The organism is Pseudomonas sp. Irchel s3a12, assembly GCF_900187485.1.
In the GTDB taxonomy this organism is placed as follows: Bacteria; Pseudomonadota; Gammaproteobacteria; order Pseudomonadales; family Pseudomonadaceae; genus Aquipseudomonas; species Aquipseudomonas neuropathica.
On record NZ_FYDN01000002.1, the window covers coordinates 521,778 to 534,920 of the forward strand.

The following is a 13,143-nucleotide window of genomic DNA, read 5'->3' on the forward strand; positions in this document are numbered from 1 at the left end:
CCCTCAGGCCGCGCGAAGAGGCAGCTCAATCAAATTTGTTTACTGGGTCAACCTTTAGATTTTCGATTTGATACCTCAATAAACAACTCAACAAAACCTGCATAAACTGCCGTTGATCCTCTACATCATCATCGAAATAGGTGGTGATTTTCGTGAATACCGCATCAAAGTCATCATCGACGTCCAAATAGTGTTTCAACGTTTCAACACACCACTCGCGCTCTTCAACGCTATAAGAGAGAAACTCAGGTTTCATAAGAATATCGAATAGCTCGGCAAGCTCCTTCTTATCATTCACGTTCTTTGAAACAATGATTTTTTCACGAGCGTCGTCGTCAGTATTTTCTATATCAAATAGAAACAGCAGACCACGCAAAACAAAATACTCAGGTTTACGTTTCATTCCATAAAATCCGTATAAGAGGTTATCGGCTTGCCGGCTCTATCAAGAATTACTACCGCATGTGTTTGCTGTCCGTAAATGACTCCCCCCCTCTTGTATCCTTCACCTACAATTTTGCCCATATTCATTGGCTCCTTCGACGCGATTTGTCCGTTCCGCCTAAAAATAAGCTGGGCACGATGTATGGCGTTCAGTTGGTCTCGATTACTAAAAAAGTGAGTGGCTGCACTGGGAATTTTTGGCTGCCCTGCTCGCCTTCCGTTGGTGTAAAGCTCTATGACTCCGGTCGATGGATTTCTTCCCGTCACTGAACGTTCTTGCTGAGAGGCCAATGTGGTTTGTTTGCCATGTTTTTCTACGAAGTGTGCGCCTGGTGTGGCTTTCTCCATTTCATCCAAACGCCTAAAAGCATTTGCCTCCGCCAAGTCATCAATCCTCGCTCTACGCTCCTGCGCCGTCATCTTCGGTAGCGCGGGCTCACCCTCGTCAACCTTAGCCCCACCAATACCGCCGGGCACCTCGCAACCCGGCTTATTCGGCGGCGGGCAGTTCGACGTCAACCCCAACGGATCCACCCACCCCGTCGGATTCGGCACGTACTGGTACTGATTCAACCCACCCGCCAACTTGATCGGATCCGGCGTCAGATACCGCCCCAGCCTCGGGTCGTAATACCGATGCCGGTTGTAATGCAGCCCGCTTTCCCCGTCGAAGTACTGCCCCTGAAAGCGCAGCGGCTGGTTCAGGTAGTCCTCGCCGGCCAGGGTCAGTGCGGCGACTTTGCCGTAGGCGTCGTATTGCGCGGACCAGACGATGTCGCCGCTGTAGTCGGTGAGTTCCTGCGGGGTGCCGAGGTGGTCGAGTTGGTAGTAGAAGGGGCAGGCTTTTTTCGGGCCTTTGCCGTCGAGCAGTGCCAGCGGGCGGAAGGTGCCGGGTTCGTAGACGTAGCTGCGGTATTCGTGTTCGCTGCTTTCGGCGACGAGGTGATCGCCTTGCCAGAAGAATTCGGTGATCTCGCCGTTGACGGTTTTGCGGATACGCCGGCCGAAGGCGTCGTATTGGTAACTGGCGGTCTGGCCGTCGGGGCGGGTCAGGCCGATCAGGCGGTGCTGGCTGTCGTAGCGGTATTCGGTGACGAGAGTCTGCGCGCGGCCGCGACGTTCGCGGATCAGGTTGCCGAAGGCGTCGTAGTCGTAATGACGATCGCCTTGCATCAGCAAGCGATTGCCCTGGATCTGGCTCGGACCGGGACGGTCCTGCATCAGCAGGTTGCCGGCCGGGTCGTGGGCGAAGGATTCCGGCAGCTCGTCGCGTGAGTGACGGACGCGGATCAGCCGGTCGAGGGCGTCGTAGCCGTAGGTGCGCTGGCCGTGGCGGCTGTCGGCGATGTGCGCGAGATTGCCGTTGGCGCTGTAGGCATAATCGCGGCGGTACAGTGCATCGCGCTGATGGCCTACGGCGTGGGCGAGTAATCGTCCCTGATCGTCGTAGGAATATTCGCTGAGCAGCAGGCCTTGTTGGCGTTGCAGTTCGCGACCGGACTGGTAGACATGGCGGGTCAGCGGCGTGCCGTTGAGGTCGATGTCGGTCAGCGCGCCACCCTTGGCGTGGCGGTAGTCGAGCACGCTGTTGTCCGGCAGGCGCATGCGCTTGAGCTGGCCGCAGGCGTCGTAGCGGTAACGCAGGGTGCCCCAGCCCTGATGCTCGGTGATCAGCCGGTCCTGACGGTCGTACTCGAAGGCCAAAGGATGTTGCTGGCCGTCATCGACCCCAATCAAACGACCGAGGCGGTCGTATTGGTAAGTGATCTTGATGCCGTCGGGCAGGGTTTTGACCAGCAGACGCCCGGCAGCATCGCGTTTATACGCCGTGACTAACTGTGAACCGTCATCGCCGAACTCGGTCTTCTCCAGCAGATGCCCGTTGAGGTCATAGGCGTACGCGGTGCGGCGGCCGTCAAAACCGCTTTCCTGACGAATCAGCCCGGTCGGCGTGTAGTCCAGTCGGTACTTTTCCCCGGATTCGTTTTCAATCTCGGTGAGCAGCAGTTGCGCATGGTCATAGCGGTATTGCACCCGCGTGCCGTCGGGGTTGATCCGCCGCGAAACCAGGTGCAGATCGTCGTCATACTCATAACGGGTGATGTGCCCCTGTTCATCGCGCTCGGCGGTGACCTGACCGTAGGCGCCGTAGCTGTAGGCGCGGGTGCTGCCGCCAGGAAATGTCGTCTGAATCAGTCGGCCAACGGCGTCCCAGTGCTGACGGGTGACTGCACCGTGTTCGTCCGCAGTCGTGGTCCGCCGCCCCAGTGCATCGTAGGAAAAGCGCCGCACGCCACCTTCGGGCAGGGTTTCCTCGGTCAACTGGCCAAGGCTGTTCCAGACCAAACGATGCCGGCTGCTGTCCGGGTAGCGGATCGACAGCAATTGCCCCCGGGTGTCGTAGTAGTAATGGGTGACCTGACCGTCGGGATCGACCGCTTCGGTGACATCGCCCTCGGCATTGCGCCGGTAGATCCACACCGCCTCGCCGCGAGAGCGTTTATGCAGGAAACCGTTGCGATACTCGTAGGACGTGGGCGCCTCATCCGGTGGAATCAGCGCGATCAGCCGTCCGACTTCGTCGTAGCGGTATTCGGTGACAGCGCCTAACGCATCCTGCTCGGCGATCAGCCGCCCCGAGGCGTCATAGGCCTTGAGCTGCTCGCCACCATCCGCCGAGACTTGACGCACCAGCCGCGCACGCTCGTCGTGGACGTAGGTCTCTTCGGTGCCATCGACGTAATGCACCGCGACACTGCCGTCATCGTTCCAGACGTAGCGCGTGTCCATCTGCGAGAACGATGCCCAATGCCTGACACAGCGAGAAGCCTTGCCCGACCGCTCCCACTCCCAGAAGAAGCTCGCGCCGCCGGCCAGTTGCCGCTGCAGGATCACGTGAGCGTCGTCGTAGTCGTAACGCTCGCTTTCACCGACGGCGTTGCTCGCTTCGATCAGATGCCGGTACGCGTCGTAGCGGTAACTGACCAGCGCCTGTTCGGTACTCCAGGCACCCTCGCGAAACACCTGATAATCAACACCCAGCAACTGCGCCTGCTCATAGCGCAACAGCAGCGAACGCCCGGCGCCATTGTCCAGGCGCTGCACCCGGTCAGAGCGATCGCGTTGCACCGTCAGACGATTGCCATAGGCATCGCTGATCGCCGTCAGCCGTCCTGCACGAAAGTGATAAAAGCGCGCCGTGTCGCCGGCCAGCGCCAGGATCAGTTCCTCCGGTTCATCGCCAAGGAAAATCGCCGCCCGCGACAGGCTGTTGTGAATTGCCGGTCGTTCAACGCTCGGCAACGGAAAACGGGTGCGGCGGTTTTCGTGGTCGACCCAGACCACAAATTCGCTTTCAAACGCCAGCCGATGCGCCAGCGAATGACTCCAGCCAAAGCCCAACCCAACATCGATTTCGGCGGCGCTGGAGCGATACAAGCGCGTGAACTCAAACGGCAACACGCCATCGAGCAGCGCATCGCTCAAGGTCAGCAGTTCTTCGCCGGTGACCATCGACACCGGGCAGCCGTTGGTGCAGGTGCGCGGCACGCAATCGGCGCTGTCGCCGTTGGGGTTTTTCGCCTGATCCGGCGAGTCGTCGTGATGCTCGTCTTTCTTCAACAAGGTGTTGCGCTGCGCATCCCAGCGCAATTGCATCCGGCCTTTTTTCACCCCGGCGGCGATGCCACGGGCGGCAACGGTTTTGTATTGATCGACGTATTTGATGAACCCTTCGACGATGCCAAACATCGCCTTCACCAAACGCTTTACCGCCGAGAGCAATTGCACGGCGCGATCCGCCAGACGCAGCGTCAGATAAGCGATGCCTGCGCCACCACTGACGAACGTCAAGACGACGCTGATCAGCACATCGATGAGCAACTGGACCATCATCATCGACGCCGCTTCAGCAGTTTTGCCGGCGATTTCACTGGGTGGCAGCATCTCCAGCCAAAAGCTGGCAGTGCGCAGCAATAGACACAGCGCCGCCTCGTCACTGACCAGCAGTTGCAGCTTCTCCATGACCTCGGGCGCGGTTTTCGCCAGCTCGATCAGATCCGCCGCGCCACTGCCCAAGCGCTCAGCAAACTGACCGGGATCCTTGAGAATGTCCGAGAGCAAACCAATGCTGTCCCACACGCCCTCGATCGCCGCCCAACTCCCGGCCAGCATGCCGTTGCCCGCCGCCGTGGCCACCGACTGCGACCACTGTGGCTTGAAACTCTGCCATTCACTGCGCAGCCAGCCATCCAGCTCCGCGGTCAGGCCGTCATAGGCTTTGAACAGGTCCTCGACCTGACCCGAAGTGACAGCGCTGTGCACCTGCACCCGGTAGAACTTGCCAGGTATTCCTTTGAATGAGCCTTTGCCTTGCGCATCAAGGGTGATGGGGGTGGTTTCGCCACTGTTCATGGCGATCACATCGACCACGATGTTGCCCAGCGGAATGTCGTAGACCGACTCGAATTTGCTTTCGATCAGCATCGGGCCACTCTTCGGGCACTGGACGACACCGGAGAAAAACGCGTTGTCGGTGCTGCTGACGGCAGTGCTATCGGAGCCGAAGCGAATGATCCGCTCCATGCCCATCAGTGACGGCAGATCCGCCGCGTGGCTGACCTCGTCCGCCGCGCGACTGGCCCAATGTTTGAGCTGTTCGCGGTAAACGCTGAGGGTGTCGGGAAAGCTGTCGAGTGCTTGCTCGATGCGGGTGACGGCGTCCATCAACGCACGCGGGTGGGCGAAGTGGACTGGATAAGCGGATCAAACATGGGCGTTCCCTCGCGCAAAAAAATTAGGCGCGGGAACTGTGCGGGGGATCAATCGGGAAAGAAGTCAGGCAAGTAGGCGATGACTGTAGGACTTATCTGTAAAAAACAGCTCACAGATAAACAGGCGCACAAAAACGCAAACGCGGCGTGAGGAAAACCTCACGCCGCGTTTGTTCGGGCAGACACAAATGGATTTACAGTGTTGAGTCGCGAGTACTCAGCTCTTTCAATTTGAGCTCCGCCAACGGGTGTCCGGCTTTGGCCGCCATGCCCCACCAGCGGGCGGCTTCGACAGGATCCGGCGGTTTGCTCGGCGTTCCGGCCAAACTGATCACGCCGACCTGATAAGCCGCTTTGCCATCACCCGCGAGCGCGGCCAGCCGCAACAGGCGAACACCTTCTTCACGTGCACCCAGGCCGACACCACGAAAGGTCAGGATGTGCCCGTAGAAGCTTTGTGCACCAACATCGCCAAGGTTGGCCATGCGCGCAAACTGCCCTTCAAGCCAGCGCCAGCCTCGCGGTTGGCGGACAAACCACGACCAGTGAAACAGCCTGCGCGCCAGCCAGTAACTGGCCCGCGCCTTGAGTCGTAAAAACACTCAGGCCTCTGCCGATTCCGGGTACTCGTATTCGAAGACCCTGACCACTTCCGAGGCATGCCAGGAAGCCGCGGCAACGCCGTCGGATGGCCCGGAAAAACGCCCCAGACGTTCAACACATTCGAAGAAACCTGTGCGCGGCAGGCGACTGGCGCCCTGGCTGATCACCAGCGAACTGCGCAACGGTTGTTCGGCCTTGGCATCCAGCGCGGCCAGATGTTCAAGCGCGGCCGTCAGGGTTTGCATGGCCGGCGTCGGCAATTGCAACCGCTCGAGCAACGCCCGATAAGTCAGCAGATGGCGCTGGCGACGCGCCTGATCAAGTTCCCCGAGCAATCCGTCCCAATGTTGACGACTGATGCGTACGCTCACGATTCATCCCTCCACCCTGGCACCGTCAATTCCCAGGCCAGGCTGCGGCGAATCGCGGCGTCGGGCTGACGCTCGCCACTTTCGATCATGGCCAGATAAGACGGGCTGATGCCTACCGTGCGGGCCAGCGCCTCAATGGCGATGCCCTTCCCTTCGCGCAAACTGCGTAGTTGATCCAGACCTGGAAGTATCGCGTCTGGTGAGGCCGTGAGCGGCGTGGCTGCCGGACGCGACGGTGTTTCGTTGATGCCTGCTGCTTTTAGTAGAGCCTGATACTGAGCCCACGGCAGAACCGCGTATTCGGGTTCGCCATCGCGTGCAATTATCTGAATATCCATGACTACCCCGTAGGACAACAACACTTAGCGAGTCGGCACTTTTCCCTAGAAGTGTAATCCTAACAGCGGCCAAGGTCGCGGGGGGTATCTATCTGTATGTGGGTGCTGAGAATCAGGTTTTTTTCGGCCCCTGTAGTTGCAGTTGTTCGGGGGTATCCGGCAGGCGTTCGACGACTGCCAGTTTTTCCGGTTGCTGACGGTTACGCCACAGGCGAAACGCATTGAGTTCATCGTCGAGGGTTTTCATCAGCCAGGCGAGGACGGCGATGTCGTCGAACATGCCAAACACGGGAATGAAATCTGGAATCGCATCCACCGGACTGAGGAAGTACATCAAACCCGCCACCACCGACACCAGGGCTTTGCCACTGATAGCGCGGTACTCGCCGCGCCAGTAGGCCAGGCACAATGCCTGAAGCAAGCGTAAATCGTCCTTGAGTTTACCGAGACGATTGCCTTGCGCGGCGCCTTTGCTGGCAACCGCAAACAGTAAGGTCGGTAAACGGCCACGCGCCAACAGACGGCCGGCCAAGGGCAGGAATCGAGCGAAATTCCACGGAGCTTTCATCTATTCCTCCCGTTGAAATGTTATCCACACAAATTGTGGATAACCTTGTGAACAGAGCTGCATTTCAGCGCTGAAAGCCCCGTTTCATAAGGGCTGCGCTCAGATCGGGCGTTTTTTACTCACATAAAAAACCCCAATATTTCATTGACTTGGCTGCTCAGGGCGGCTAGCGATGGCAGTCTCATTGGCTATGACTCTCCCGACCGCCATCGGTTCGCTCTGTTTACCCTTGGCAGGGTCCAGATGCAACAACGCCCCGCATAAGCGAGGCGTTGTTGTCAGACCCGTTACCGATTACTTGGCAGCAGCGGCTTCTTTAGCTGGATCCTTGATGGCCAGCAGTTCCAGGTCGAAGACCAGAACCGAGTTGGCCGGGATTGCCGGGCTTGGCGACTGAGCGCCGTAAGCCAGATCGCTAGGGATGTACAGTTTGTACTTCTCGCCAACGTGCATCAGTTGCAGACCTTCAACCCAACCCGGGATCACGCCGCTCACCGGCAGATCGATCGGGCTGCCGCGCTCGACGGAGCTGTCGAAGACGGTGCCGTTGGTCAGCTTGCCGGTGTAGTGAACGGTCACTACGTCAGTCGGCTTAGGCTGTGGGCCATCAGCTTTCTTGACGACTTCATACTGCAGGCCGGAAGCGGTGGTCGTCACACCTGCTTTCTTGCCATTTTCTTCGAGGAATTTCTTGCCGGCGGCTGCCGACTCTTCGCTCATCTTGGCCATACGCTCTTCAGCACGCTTCTGCAGCGCGGCGAAGGCTTCGACCAGTTCTTCATCTTTCAGCTTCTGTTCTTTCTTGCCGACGGCATCTTCGATGCCCTGGGCTACCGCTTTGGAGTCCAGATCATCCATGCCTTCCTGAGCCAGGCTCTTGCCCATGTTCAGGCCGATACCGTAGGAAGCTTTTTGCGCCGGGGTTTTCAGCTCTACGCTGGTCTGCGAATCACAACCCGCGAGGACCAGGCTAACCAGGGCAACCGCCGCCGCCAACCGATGCTGTTTCATGCTATTTCCTTGTTCATGCGCCGAAAGGGCAATCGAGTAAAGCCGCGAGCTTATCAGGCCGCCACGACCAATGGCTACCGGCATGAGAGCAGGAATCTTCCGATAAGTTCAGGGATTAAAACGCATTGGCGCGAAGCGACGATGAAGCTTCTGTCATCTCGTCCCGGCAATCGGCGTCGTTTCTTCTAGCATCATCTGGCGTAATGGCCACTTGCCGCACAGGGCCAGGCTCAGGCATAACAGCGGAACAAATCGACAAGGATGTTTATCTTGCGCCTCTTATTCCGTGTGCTGACCCTGATCGTCGTGCTGCTGGGACTGGTTCTCGCCGTGGTCCTGTATTACGTCGCCAATCCGAAACTGCCCTTCTACACCCCCGCCGAGCAGGTGCATTACCTCGATCAGTGGAGTGACGAAGACCGGCAAACCTACTATTTCACGCCCCAGGGTACGCAGGTCAAAGGCCTGCGCTATGAGTGGTTCCAGGCGCTGGAACTGCCCTTCTCGGCGCAACGTTTCGCCTCGCCTGATTACCTGGCGCGTTTCGGTTTTCTGATCGACCCGCAGCAGAAAGCCACGACGACCAACCCCGGCAACCTCCCCGTCGGTTTTGCCCGACATCAGAACCCCGGCAGCACCGAACAATATCTGGACATCACTTGCGCCGCTTGCCACACCGGCGAATTGCGCTTCAAAGGTCAGGCCGTGCGAATTGACGGGGGTACCGCGCAACATGTGCTGCCGTCCAGTGTGCCTACTTTGCGCGGCGGCAGTTTCGGACAGGCATTGGTGGCAAGTCTGACCTCCACTTACTACAACCCATGGAAATTCGAACGTTTCGCCAGAACCGTACTGGGCGACGACTACGACGCGCGTCACGAGCAATTGCGCAAAGACTTCAAAACCTCACTGAATACATTCCTCAAAGTCGCCTGGAACGATACCCATCGCGGCCTCTACCCGACCGAAGAAGGCCCCGGCCGCGCAGATGCCTTCGGACGCATTGCCAACGCGACGTTTGGCGATGCGATTTCCCCCGCCAACTACCGCGTGGCCAATGCCCCGGTGGATTATCCGCAGCTCTGGGATATGTGGTCATTCGACTGGGTGCAGTGGAACGGCTCGGCGCAGCAGCCGATGGCACGCAATATCGGTGAAGCGTTGGGCGTCGGCGCCACCCTGAATTTTTTCGATGACAACGGCCAGCCACTGCAGGGCGAAGCACGCTATGCCTCCAGCGTGCGTGTGCGTGATCTGCACAAAATCGAAGAAACCCTGCAAAGGCTCAAGCCACCAGCCTGGCCAGAGGATCTGTTTGGCGCCATCGACAAACCCTTGGCAACCAAGGGCCGCACGCTGTTTGTCGAGAACTGCGCCGGTTGTCACGTACCGCGCCAGACTCAGGAAGGTGAGCGCTGGGTGCAGCATTTGCACATGCTGCCAGTCGCTGTCATCGGCACCGACCCGACCGCTGCCGACAATATCGCCAACCACCGTTTCGACCTCACAGCCCTGCAGTGGGATCTGAAAGAACTCGAAAAAATGGACGTCAAGCTGCATCCGACACCCAAGGAGCCACTGGACTTGAGCCAGTTATCGGTGGCCAAGGGCTTGGCTTACGTCACCGCCTTCGTCGAAGACCGCGCCTATCGCGAAGCCAACGTCACGCCGCAGGAAAAACCACGCCTGGACGGCTTCGGCCTACCCATCGGCGTACGCGAAAAAGTCGCTTACAAGGCGCGCCCACTGGCCGGTGTCTGGGCCACCGCGCCGTTTTTGCACAACGGTTCAGTGCCGAGCATTTATCAGTTGCTGTCGCCGCAGGATGAACGCGTCACGACCTTTTTCAAAGGCACCGTTGAATACGATCCGCGACATCTGGGTTATCGCACCGAAGCGTTTACCAATGGCTTCCTGTTCGACACGCGCATCACCGGCAACCACAACAGCGGCCATGAGTTCCGCGCCGGCGAACGTGGCAACGGCGTGATTGGCCGGCTATTGCAGCCCGAAGAACGCTGGGCACTTCTTGAGTACCTGAAAGTCCTCGGCGGCCCACTGGAGGCGCAACTGCCATGATCTCAACCTTCAAGAAAGAACAGTCGCTGCTGGCCAGAATCTGGTTGTGGCTGGGTCGTGTACTGGGCAAGGTTCTGTTGATAGCGCTCGTCATCGGCCTGTTCGGCTGGGCCATCGCCACAGCATGGTTTGCCTGGCATCACCGCGGCCCGGTGTCGGCGCTGGAGCAGGTTCCGCCTGGCGAAGCGGCGATGACACAGGACGTGATCCAGACCGCCGTGCGCATCGTCGATCAGCATCGCGAAGGCACCCGTTATCTGCGCGACGCCCATGCCAAGGCCCATGGCTGCGTGAAGGCGCAGGTGCAAGTGCTGCCGGAACTGGCGCAACCGCTGCGACAGGGCGTGTTCAGTGAGCCCGGAAAAACCTGGCAAGCGATGATTCGCCTGTCCAATGGCAATGCCTATCCACAGTTCGACAGCCTGCGCGACGCCCGGGGGATGGCGATCAAACTGCTGGACGTTTCGGGAAAACAGCTGCTCGGCAACCGCCAGTCACAGCCTGAGCAGGATTTTGTGATGTTCAGCCACCCGAACTTTTTTGTCAGCGATGTCGCCGAGTATCGTCAGAACGTGTCGGCGCAGGCTGACGGCAAAAAGGTCATGGCATTTTTTCCGGGATGGGACCCGCGCACATGGCAGGTCCGCCATTTGTTTATTGCGCTGGCAACCCTGTCACCGCCGCCGGACAGTCCGACCGCGACCACTTATTTTTCGGTATCGCCGTACAAATTTGGTGAAGCCAATGCAAAGTTTCGGGTGGCGCCGGCCCCGGACAACTGCCCGGACTACACACTGCCAAAACAGAATCATGATTTACCGAATTTCTTGCGCAGCGCCTTAAACCAGCAACTGTCGACGGACCGGATACCGGCGTGTTTCGTCCTGCAGATCCAGCGTCAGGATGCCAACAAGTACATGCCGATCGAAGACACCAGCATCGAATGGCGCGAGCAGGATTCGCCGTTTGAAACCGTAGCGCGGATCACTCTGCCACCGCAGGACTTCGATACACCGGCGCTGAATCTGGCGTGTGACAATCTTTCGTTCAATCCATGGTTCGGGATTGAGGCGCATCGGCCGATTGGCGGAATCAACCGCTTGCGTAAAGCGGTGTATGAGGCAGTGAGCGATTATCGGCACAGCCAGAATGCCGCGCAGTAGAGCGGTGTCAAAGCACCTTTGAGGACATGGAATCAATAAATCCAGGACAGCAAAAAGCCCGCACTAGGCGGGCTTTCTGTGGAATCTGGCGTTCAGTGTTCCAGATTCCGAATATGGCGCAGCGGACGGGACTCGAACCCGCGACCCCCGGCGTGACAGGCCGGTATTCTAACCGACTGAACTACCGCTGCGCGAAACGCTTGAAACGAATGGTGGGTGATGACGGGATCGAACCGCCGACATTCTGCTTGTAAGGCAGACGCTCTCCCAGCTGAGCTAATCACCCTTCGCTTCGTTACGGGACGCATTATGCCACAAGTTTTCGTAAAGTGTTGATTTAATTGAATTTTTTTTCAAATAAATCCGAAAACCAGTAAAACGACACATCCCGCGGGTACAACCTTGGAGCAGAAAAAAACCCGCCTTGGCGGGTTTTTCCGTGGTGACCTGGCGTTCAGTGGTCCAGGTTACCGAATATGGCGCAGCGGACGGGACTCGAACCCGCGACCCCCGGCGTGACAGGCCGGTATTCTAACCGACTGAACTACCGCTGCGCTAAACACTTGAAACGAATGGTGGGTGATGACGGGATCGAACCGCCGACATTCTGCTTGTAAGGCAGACGCTCTCCCAGCTGAGCTAATCACCCTTCGCTTCGGTGTGGCGCGCATTCTACGGAGCGACCCAACCTCTGGCAAGCACTTTTTTAAATAATTTTCTCAGGCCTTCCAAAGGCTTAGAGAAGGGTTGGCCTATGGGACGGCGAAGACAATAATGCCCCCCTTTGTATAAAGGAGAGACTCACCCCATGTGGTTCAAAAACCTGCTTATCTATCGCCTGACCCAAGACCTGCCTGTCGATGCCGAGGCGCTGGAAACTGCACTGGCCACCAAACTGGCGCGTCCATGTGCAAGCCAGGAGTTGACCACCTACGGTTTCGTCGCGCCGTTCGGCAAAGGCGAAGATGCTCCACTGGTGCACGTCAGCGGTGACTTCCTGCTGATTTCCGCGCGTAAAGAAGAACGCATTCTGCCGGGCAGCGTCGTGCGCGACGCGGTCAAGGAAAAGGTCGAAGAGATCGAAGCCGAACAGATGCGCAAGGTCTATAAGAAGGAACGCGATCAGATCAAGGATGAAATCATCCAGGCGTTCCTGCCGCGCGCCTTTATTCGTCGCTCGTCGACCTTTGCCGCTATCGCACCCAAACAGGGTCTGATCCTGGTCAACTCGGCCAGCCCGAAACGCGCCGAAGACCTGCTGTCGACCCTGCGTGAAGTGATCGGCACCCTGCCCGTCCGTCCGCTGACCGTGAAAATGGCACCGACTGCGGTCATGACTGACTGGGTCACCACCCAAAAAGCCGCTGATGACTTCTATGTACTGGACGAGTGCGAACTGCGCGACACCCACGAAGATGGCGGCATCGTGCGTTGCAAGCGTCAGGACCTGACCAGCGAAGAAATCCAGCTGCACCTGAGCACTGGCAAAGTCGTCACTCAGTTGTCGCTGGCCTGGCAGGACAAACTGTCGTTCATGCTCGACGACAAGATGACGGTCAAACGTCTGAAGTTCGAAGATCTGTTGCAGGATCAGGCGGAGCAGGACGGTGGCGACGAGGCGCTGGGTCAACTGGATGCCAGCTTCACGCTGATGATGCTGACCTTCGGTGATTTCCTGCCAGCGCTGGTTGAAGCGTTGGGTGGGGAAGAGACTCCGCAGGGGATCTAAATCCAACCAGTTCCAACTGATGGAACCGGTTCAAATGTGGGAGCTGGCTTGCCAGCGATAGCGGT

The 13,143-nt window shown here is 58.4% G+C and carries 10 protein-coding genes and 4 tRNA genes; 3 read left to right on the forward strand and 11 right to left on the reverse strand.

The features are described 5' to 3' along the window. Positions 1 to 25: 25 nt before the first annotated feature. The 7 genes from CKW14_RS05810 to CKW14_RS05840 all read right to left on the reverse strand — a co-directional run bounded on the left by CKW14_RS05810 (position 26) and on the right by CKW14_RS05840 (position 8,107). On the reverse strand, positions 26 to 403 hold the full coding sequence (locus tag CKW14_RS05810) for a hypothetical protein (protein ID WP_093441580.1): 378 nt from the start codon (positions 401 to 403) through the stop codon (positions 26 to 28). Next, a complete protein-coding gene (locus CKW14_RS05815) occupies positions 400 to 5,169 on the reverse strand; it encodes an RHS repeat-associated core domain-containing protein (RefSeq protein WP_095124946.1) in 4,770 nt (1,589 codons plus the stop codon). The genes CKW14_RS05810 and CKW14_RS05815 overlap by 4 nt, the downstream gene beginning before the upstream one ends. A 241-nt stretch (positions 5,170 to 5,410) precedes the next feature. Next, the gene (locus tag CKW14_RS05820; RefSeq protein ID WP_095051101.1) at positions 5,411 to 5,818 is read right to left on the reverse strand and encodes a tetratricopeptide repeat protein; all 408 of its coding nucleotides are present in this window, start codon (positions 5,816 to 5,818) and stop codon (positions 5,411 to 5,413) included. Beyond that, the gene (locus tag CKW14_RS05825; RefSeq protein ID WP_003223109.1) at positions 5,819 to 6,190 is read right to left on the reverse strand and encodes a hypothetical protein; all 372 of its coding nucleotides are present in this window, start codon (positions 6,188 to 6,190) and stop codon (positions 5,819 to 5,821) included. It abuts the gene before it with no gap. After that, positions 6,187 to 6,528, reverse strand: a complete 342-nt coding sequence (locus CKW14_RS05830) for a helix-turn-helix transcriptional regulator (protein ID WP_095051100.1) — start codon at positions 6,526 to 6,528, stop codon at positions 6,187 to 6,189. Before CKW14_RS05830 ends, CKW14_RS05825 begins: the two co-directional genes overlap by 4 nt. Positions 6,529 to 6,640: 112 nt before the next feature. Beyond that, the gene (locus CKW14_RS05835) at positions 6,641 to 7,096 is read right to left on the reverse strand and encodes a YkvA family protein (protein ID WP_095051099.1); all 456 of its coding nucleotides are present in this window, start codon (positions 7,094 to 7,096) and stop codon (positions 6,641 to 6,643) included. A gap of 294 nt (positions 7,097 to 7,390) precedes the next feature. After that, positions 7,391 to 8,107: an FKBP-type peptidyl-prolyl cis-trans isomerase gene (locus tag CKW14_RS05840; protein WP_007919751.1), complete on the reverse strand. Its 717-nt coding sequence runs from the start codon at positions 8,105 to 8,107 to the stop codon at positions 7,391 to 7,393. 270 nt (positions 8,108 to 8,377) lie between these two features. Between CKW14_RS05840 and CKW14_RS05845 the strand changes: the two genes are divergently transcribed. Together CKW14_RS05845 and CKW14_RS05850 are read left to right on the forward strand one after the other, a co-directional pair. After that, positions 8,378 to 10,186, forward strand: a complete 1,809-nt coding sequence (locus tag CKW14_RS05845) for a di-heme-cytochrome C peroxidase (RefSeq protein ID WP_095124947.1) — start codon at positions 8,378 to 8,380, stop codon at positions 10,184 to 10,186. Further along, complete coding sequence (locus tag CKW14_RS05850) at positions 10,183 to 11,349, forward strand: catalase family protein (RefSeq protein ID WP_095124949.1); 1,167 nt, start codon at positions 10,183 to 10,185, stop codon at positions 11,347 to 11,349. Before CKW14_RS05845 ends, CKW14_RS05850 begins: the two co-directional genes overlap by 4 nt. Before the next feature lie 114 nt (positions 11,350 to 11,463). Here the strand turns inward: CKW14_RS05850 and CKW14_RS05855 are convergent. The 4 genes from CKW14_RS05855 to CKW14_RS05870 form a co-directional block, all read right to left on the reverse strand. After that, positions 11,464 to 11,540 (reverse strand) — tRNA-Asp (locus tag CKW14_RS05855). 19 nt (positions 11,541 to 11,559) lie between these two features. After that, positions 11,560 to 11,635 (reverse strand) — tRNA-Val (locus CKW14_RS05860). A gap of 191 nt (positions 11,636 to 11,826) precedes the next feature. Continuing rightward, positions 11,827 to 11,903 (reverse strand) — tRNA-Asp (locus CKW14_RS05865). 19 nt (positions 11,904 to 11,922) lie between these two features. Continuing rightward, a tRNA-Val gene (locus tag CKW14_RS05870) sits at positions 11,923 to 11,998 on the reverse strand. A gap of 159 nt (positions 11,999 to 12,157) precedes the next feature. Here CKW14_RS05870 and rdgC point away from each other — a divergent pair. Continuing rightward, complete coding sequence (rdgC, locus tag CKW14_RS05875; protein WP_064390914.1) at positions 12,158 to 13,078, forward strand: recombination-associated protein RdgC; 921 nt, start codon at positions 12,158 to 12,160, stop codon at positions 13,076 to 13,078. Positions 13,079 to 13,143: the final 65 nt, after the last annotated feature.

Bases quoted from the DNA above. Each gene is read 5' to 3' on its own strand.
- CKW14_RS05810 (WP_093441580.1), bottom strand. From the start codon at position 403: ATGAAACGTAAACCTGAGTATTTTGTTTTGCGTGGTCTGCTGTTTCTA.
- CKW14_RS05815 (WP_095124946.1), bottom strand. From the start codon at position 5,169: ATGGACGCCGTCACCCGCATCGAGCAAGCACTCGACAGCTTTCCCGAC.
- CKW14_RS05830 (WP_095051100.1), bottom strand. From the start codon at position 6,528: ATGGATATTCAGATAATTGCACGCGATGGCGAACCCGAATACGCGGTT.
- CKW14_RS05835 (WP_095051099.1), bottom strand. From the start codon at position 7,096: ATGAAAGCTCCGTGGAATTTCGCTCGATTCCTGCCCTTGGCCGGCCGT.
- CKW14_RS05840 (WP_007919751.1), bottom strand. From the start codon at position 8,107: ATGAAACAGCATCGGTTGGCGGCGGCGGTTGCCCTGGTTAGCCTGGTC.
- CKW14_RS05850 (WP_095124949.1), top strand. From the start codon at position 10,183: ATGATCTCAACCTTCAAGAAAGAACAGTCGCTGCTGGCCAGAATCTGG.
- rdgC (WP_064390914.1), top strand. From the start codon at position 12,158: ATGTGGTTCAAAAACCTGCTTATCTATCGCCTGACCCAAGACCTGCCT.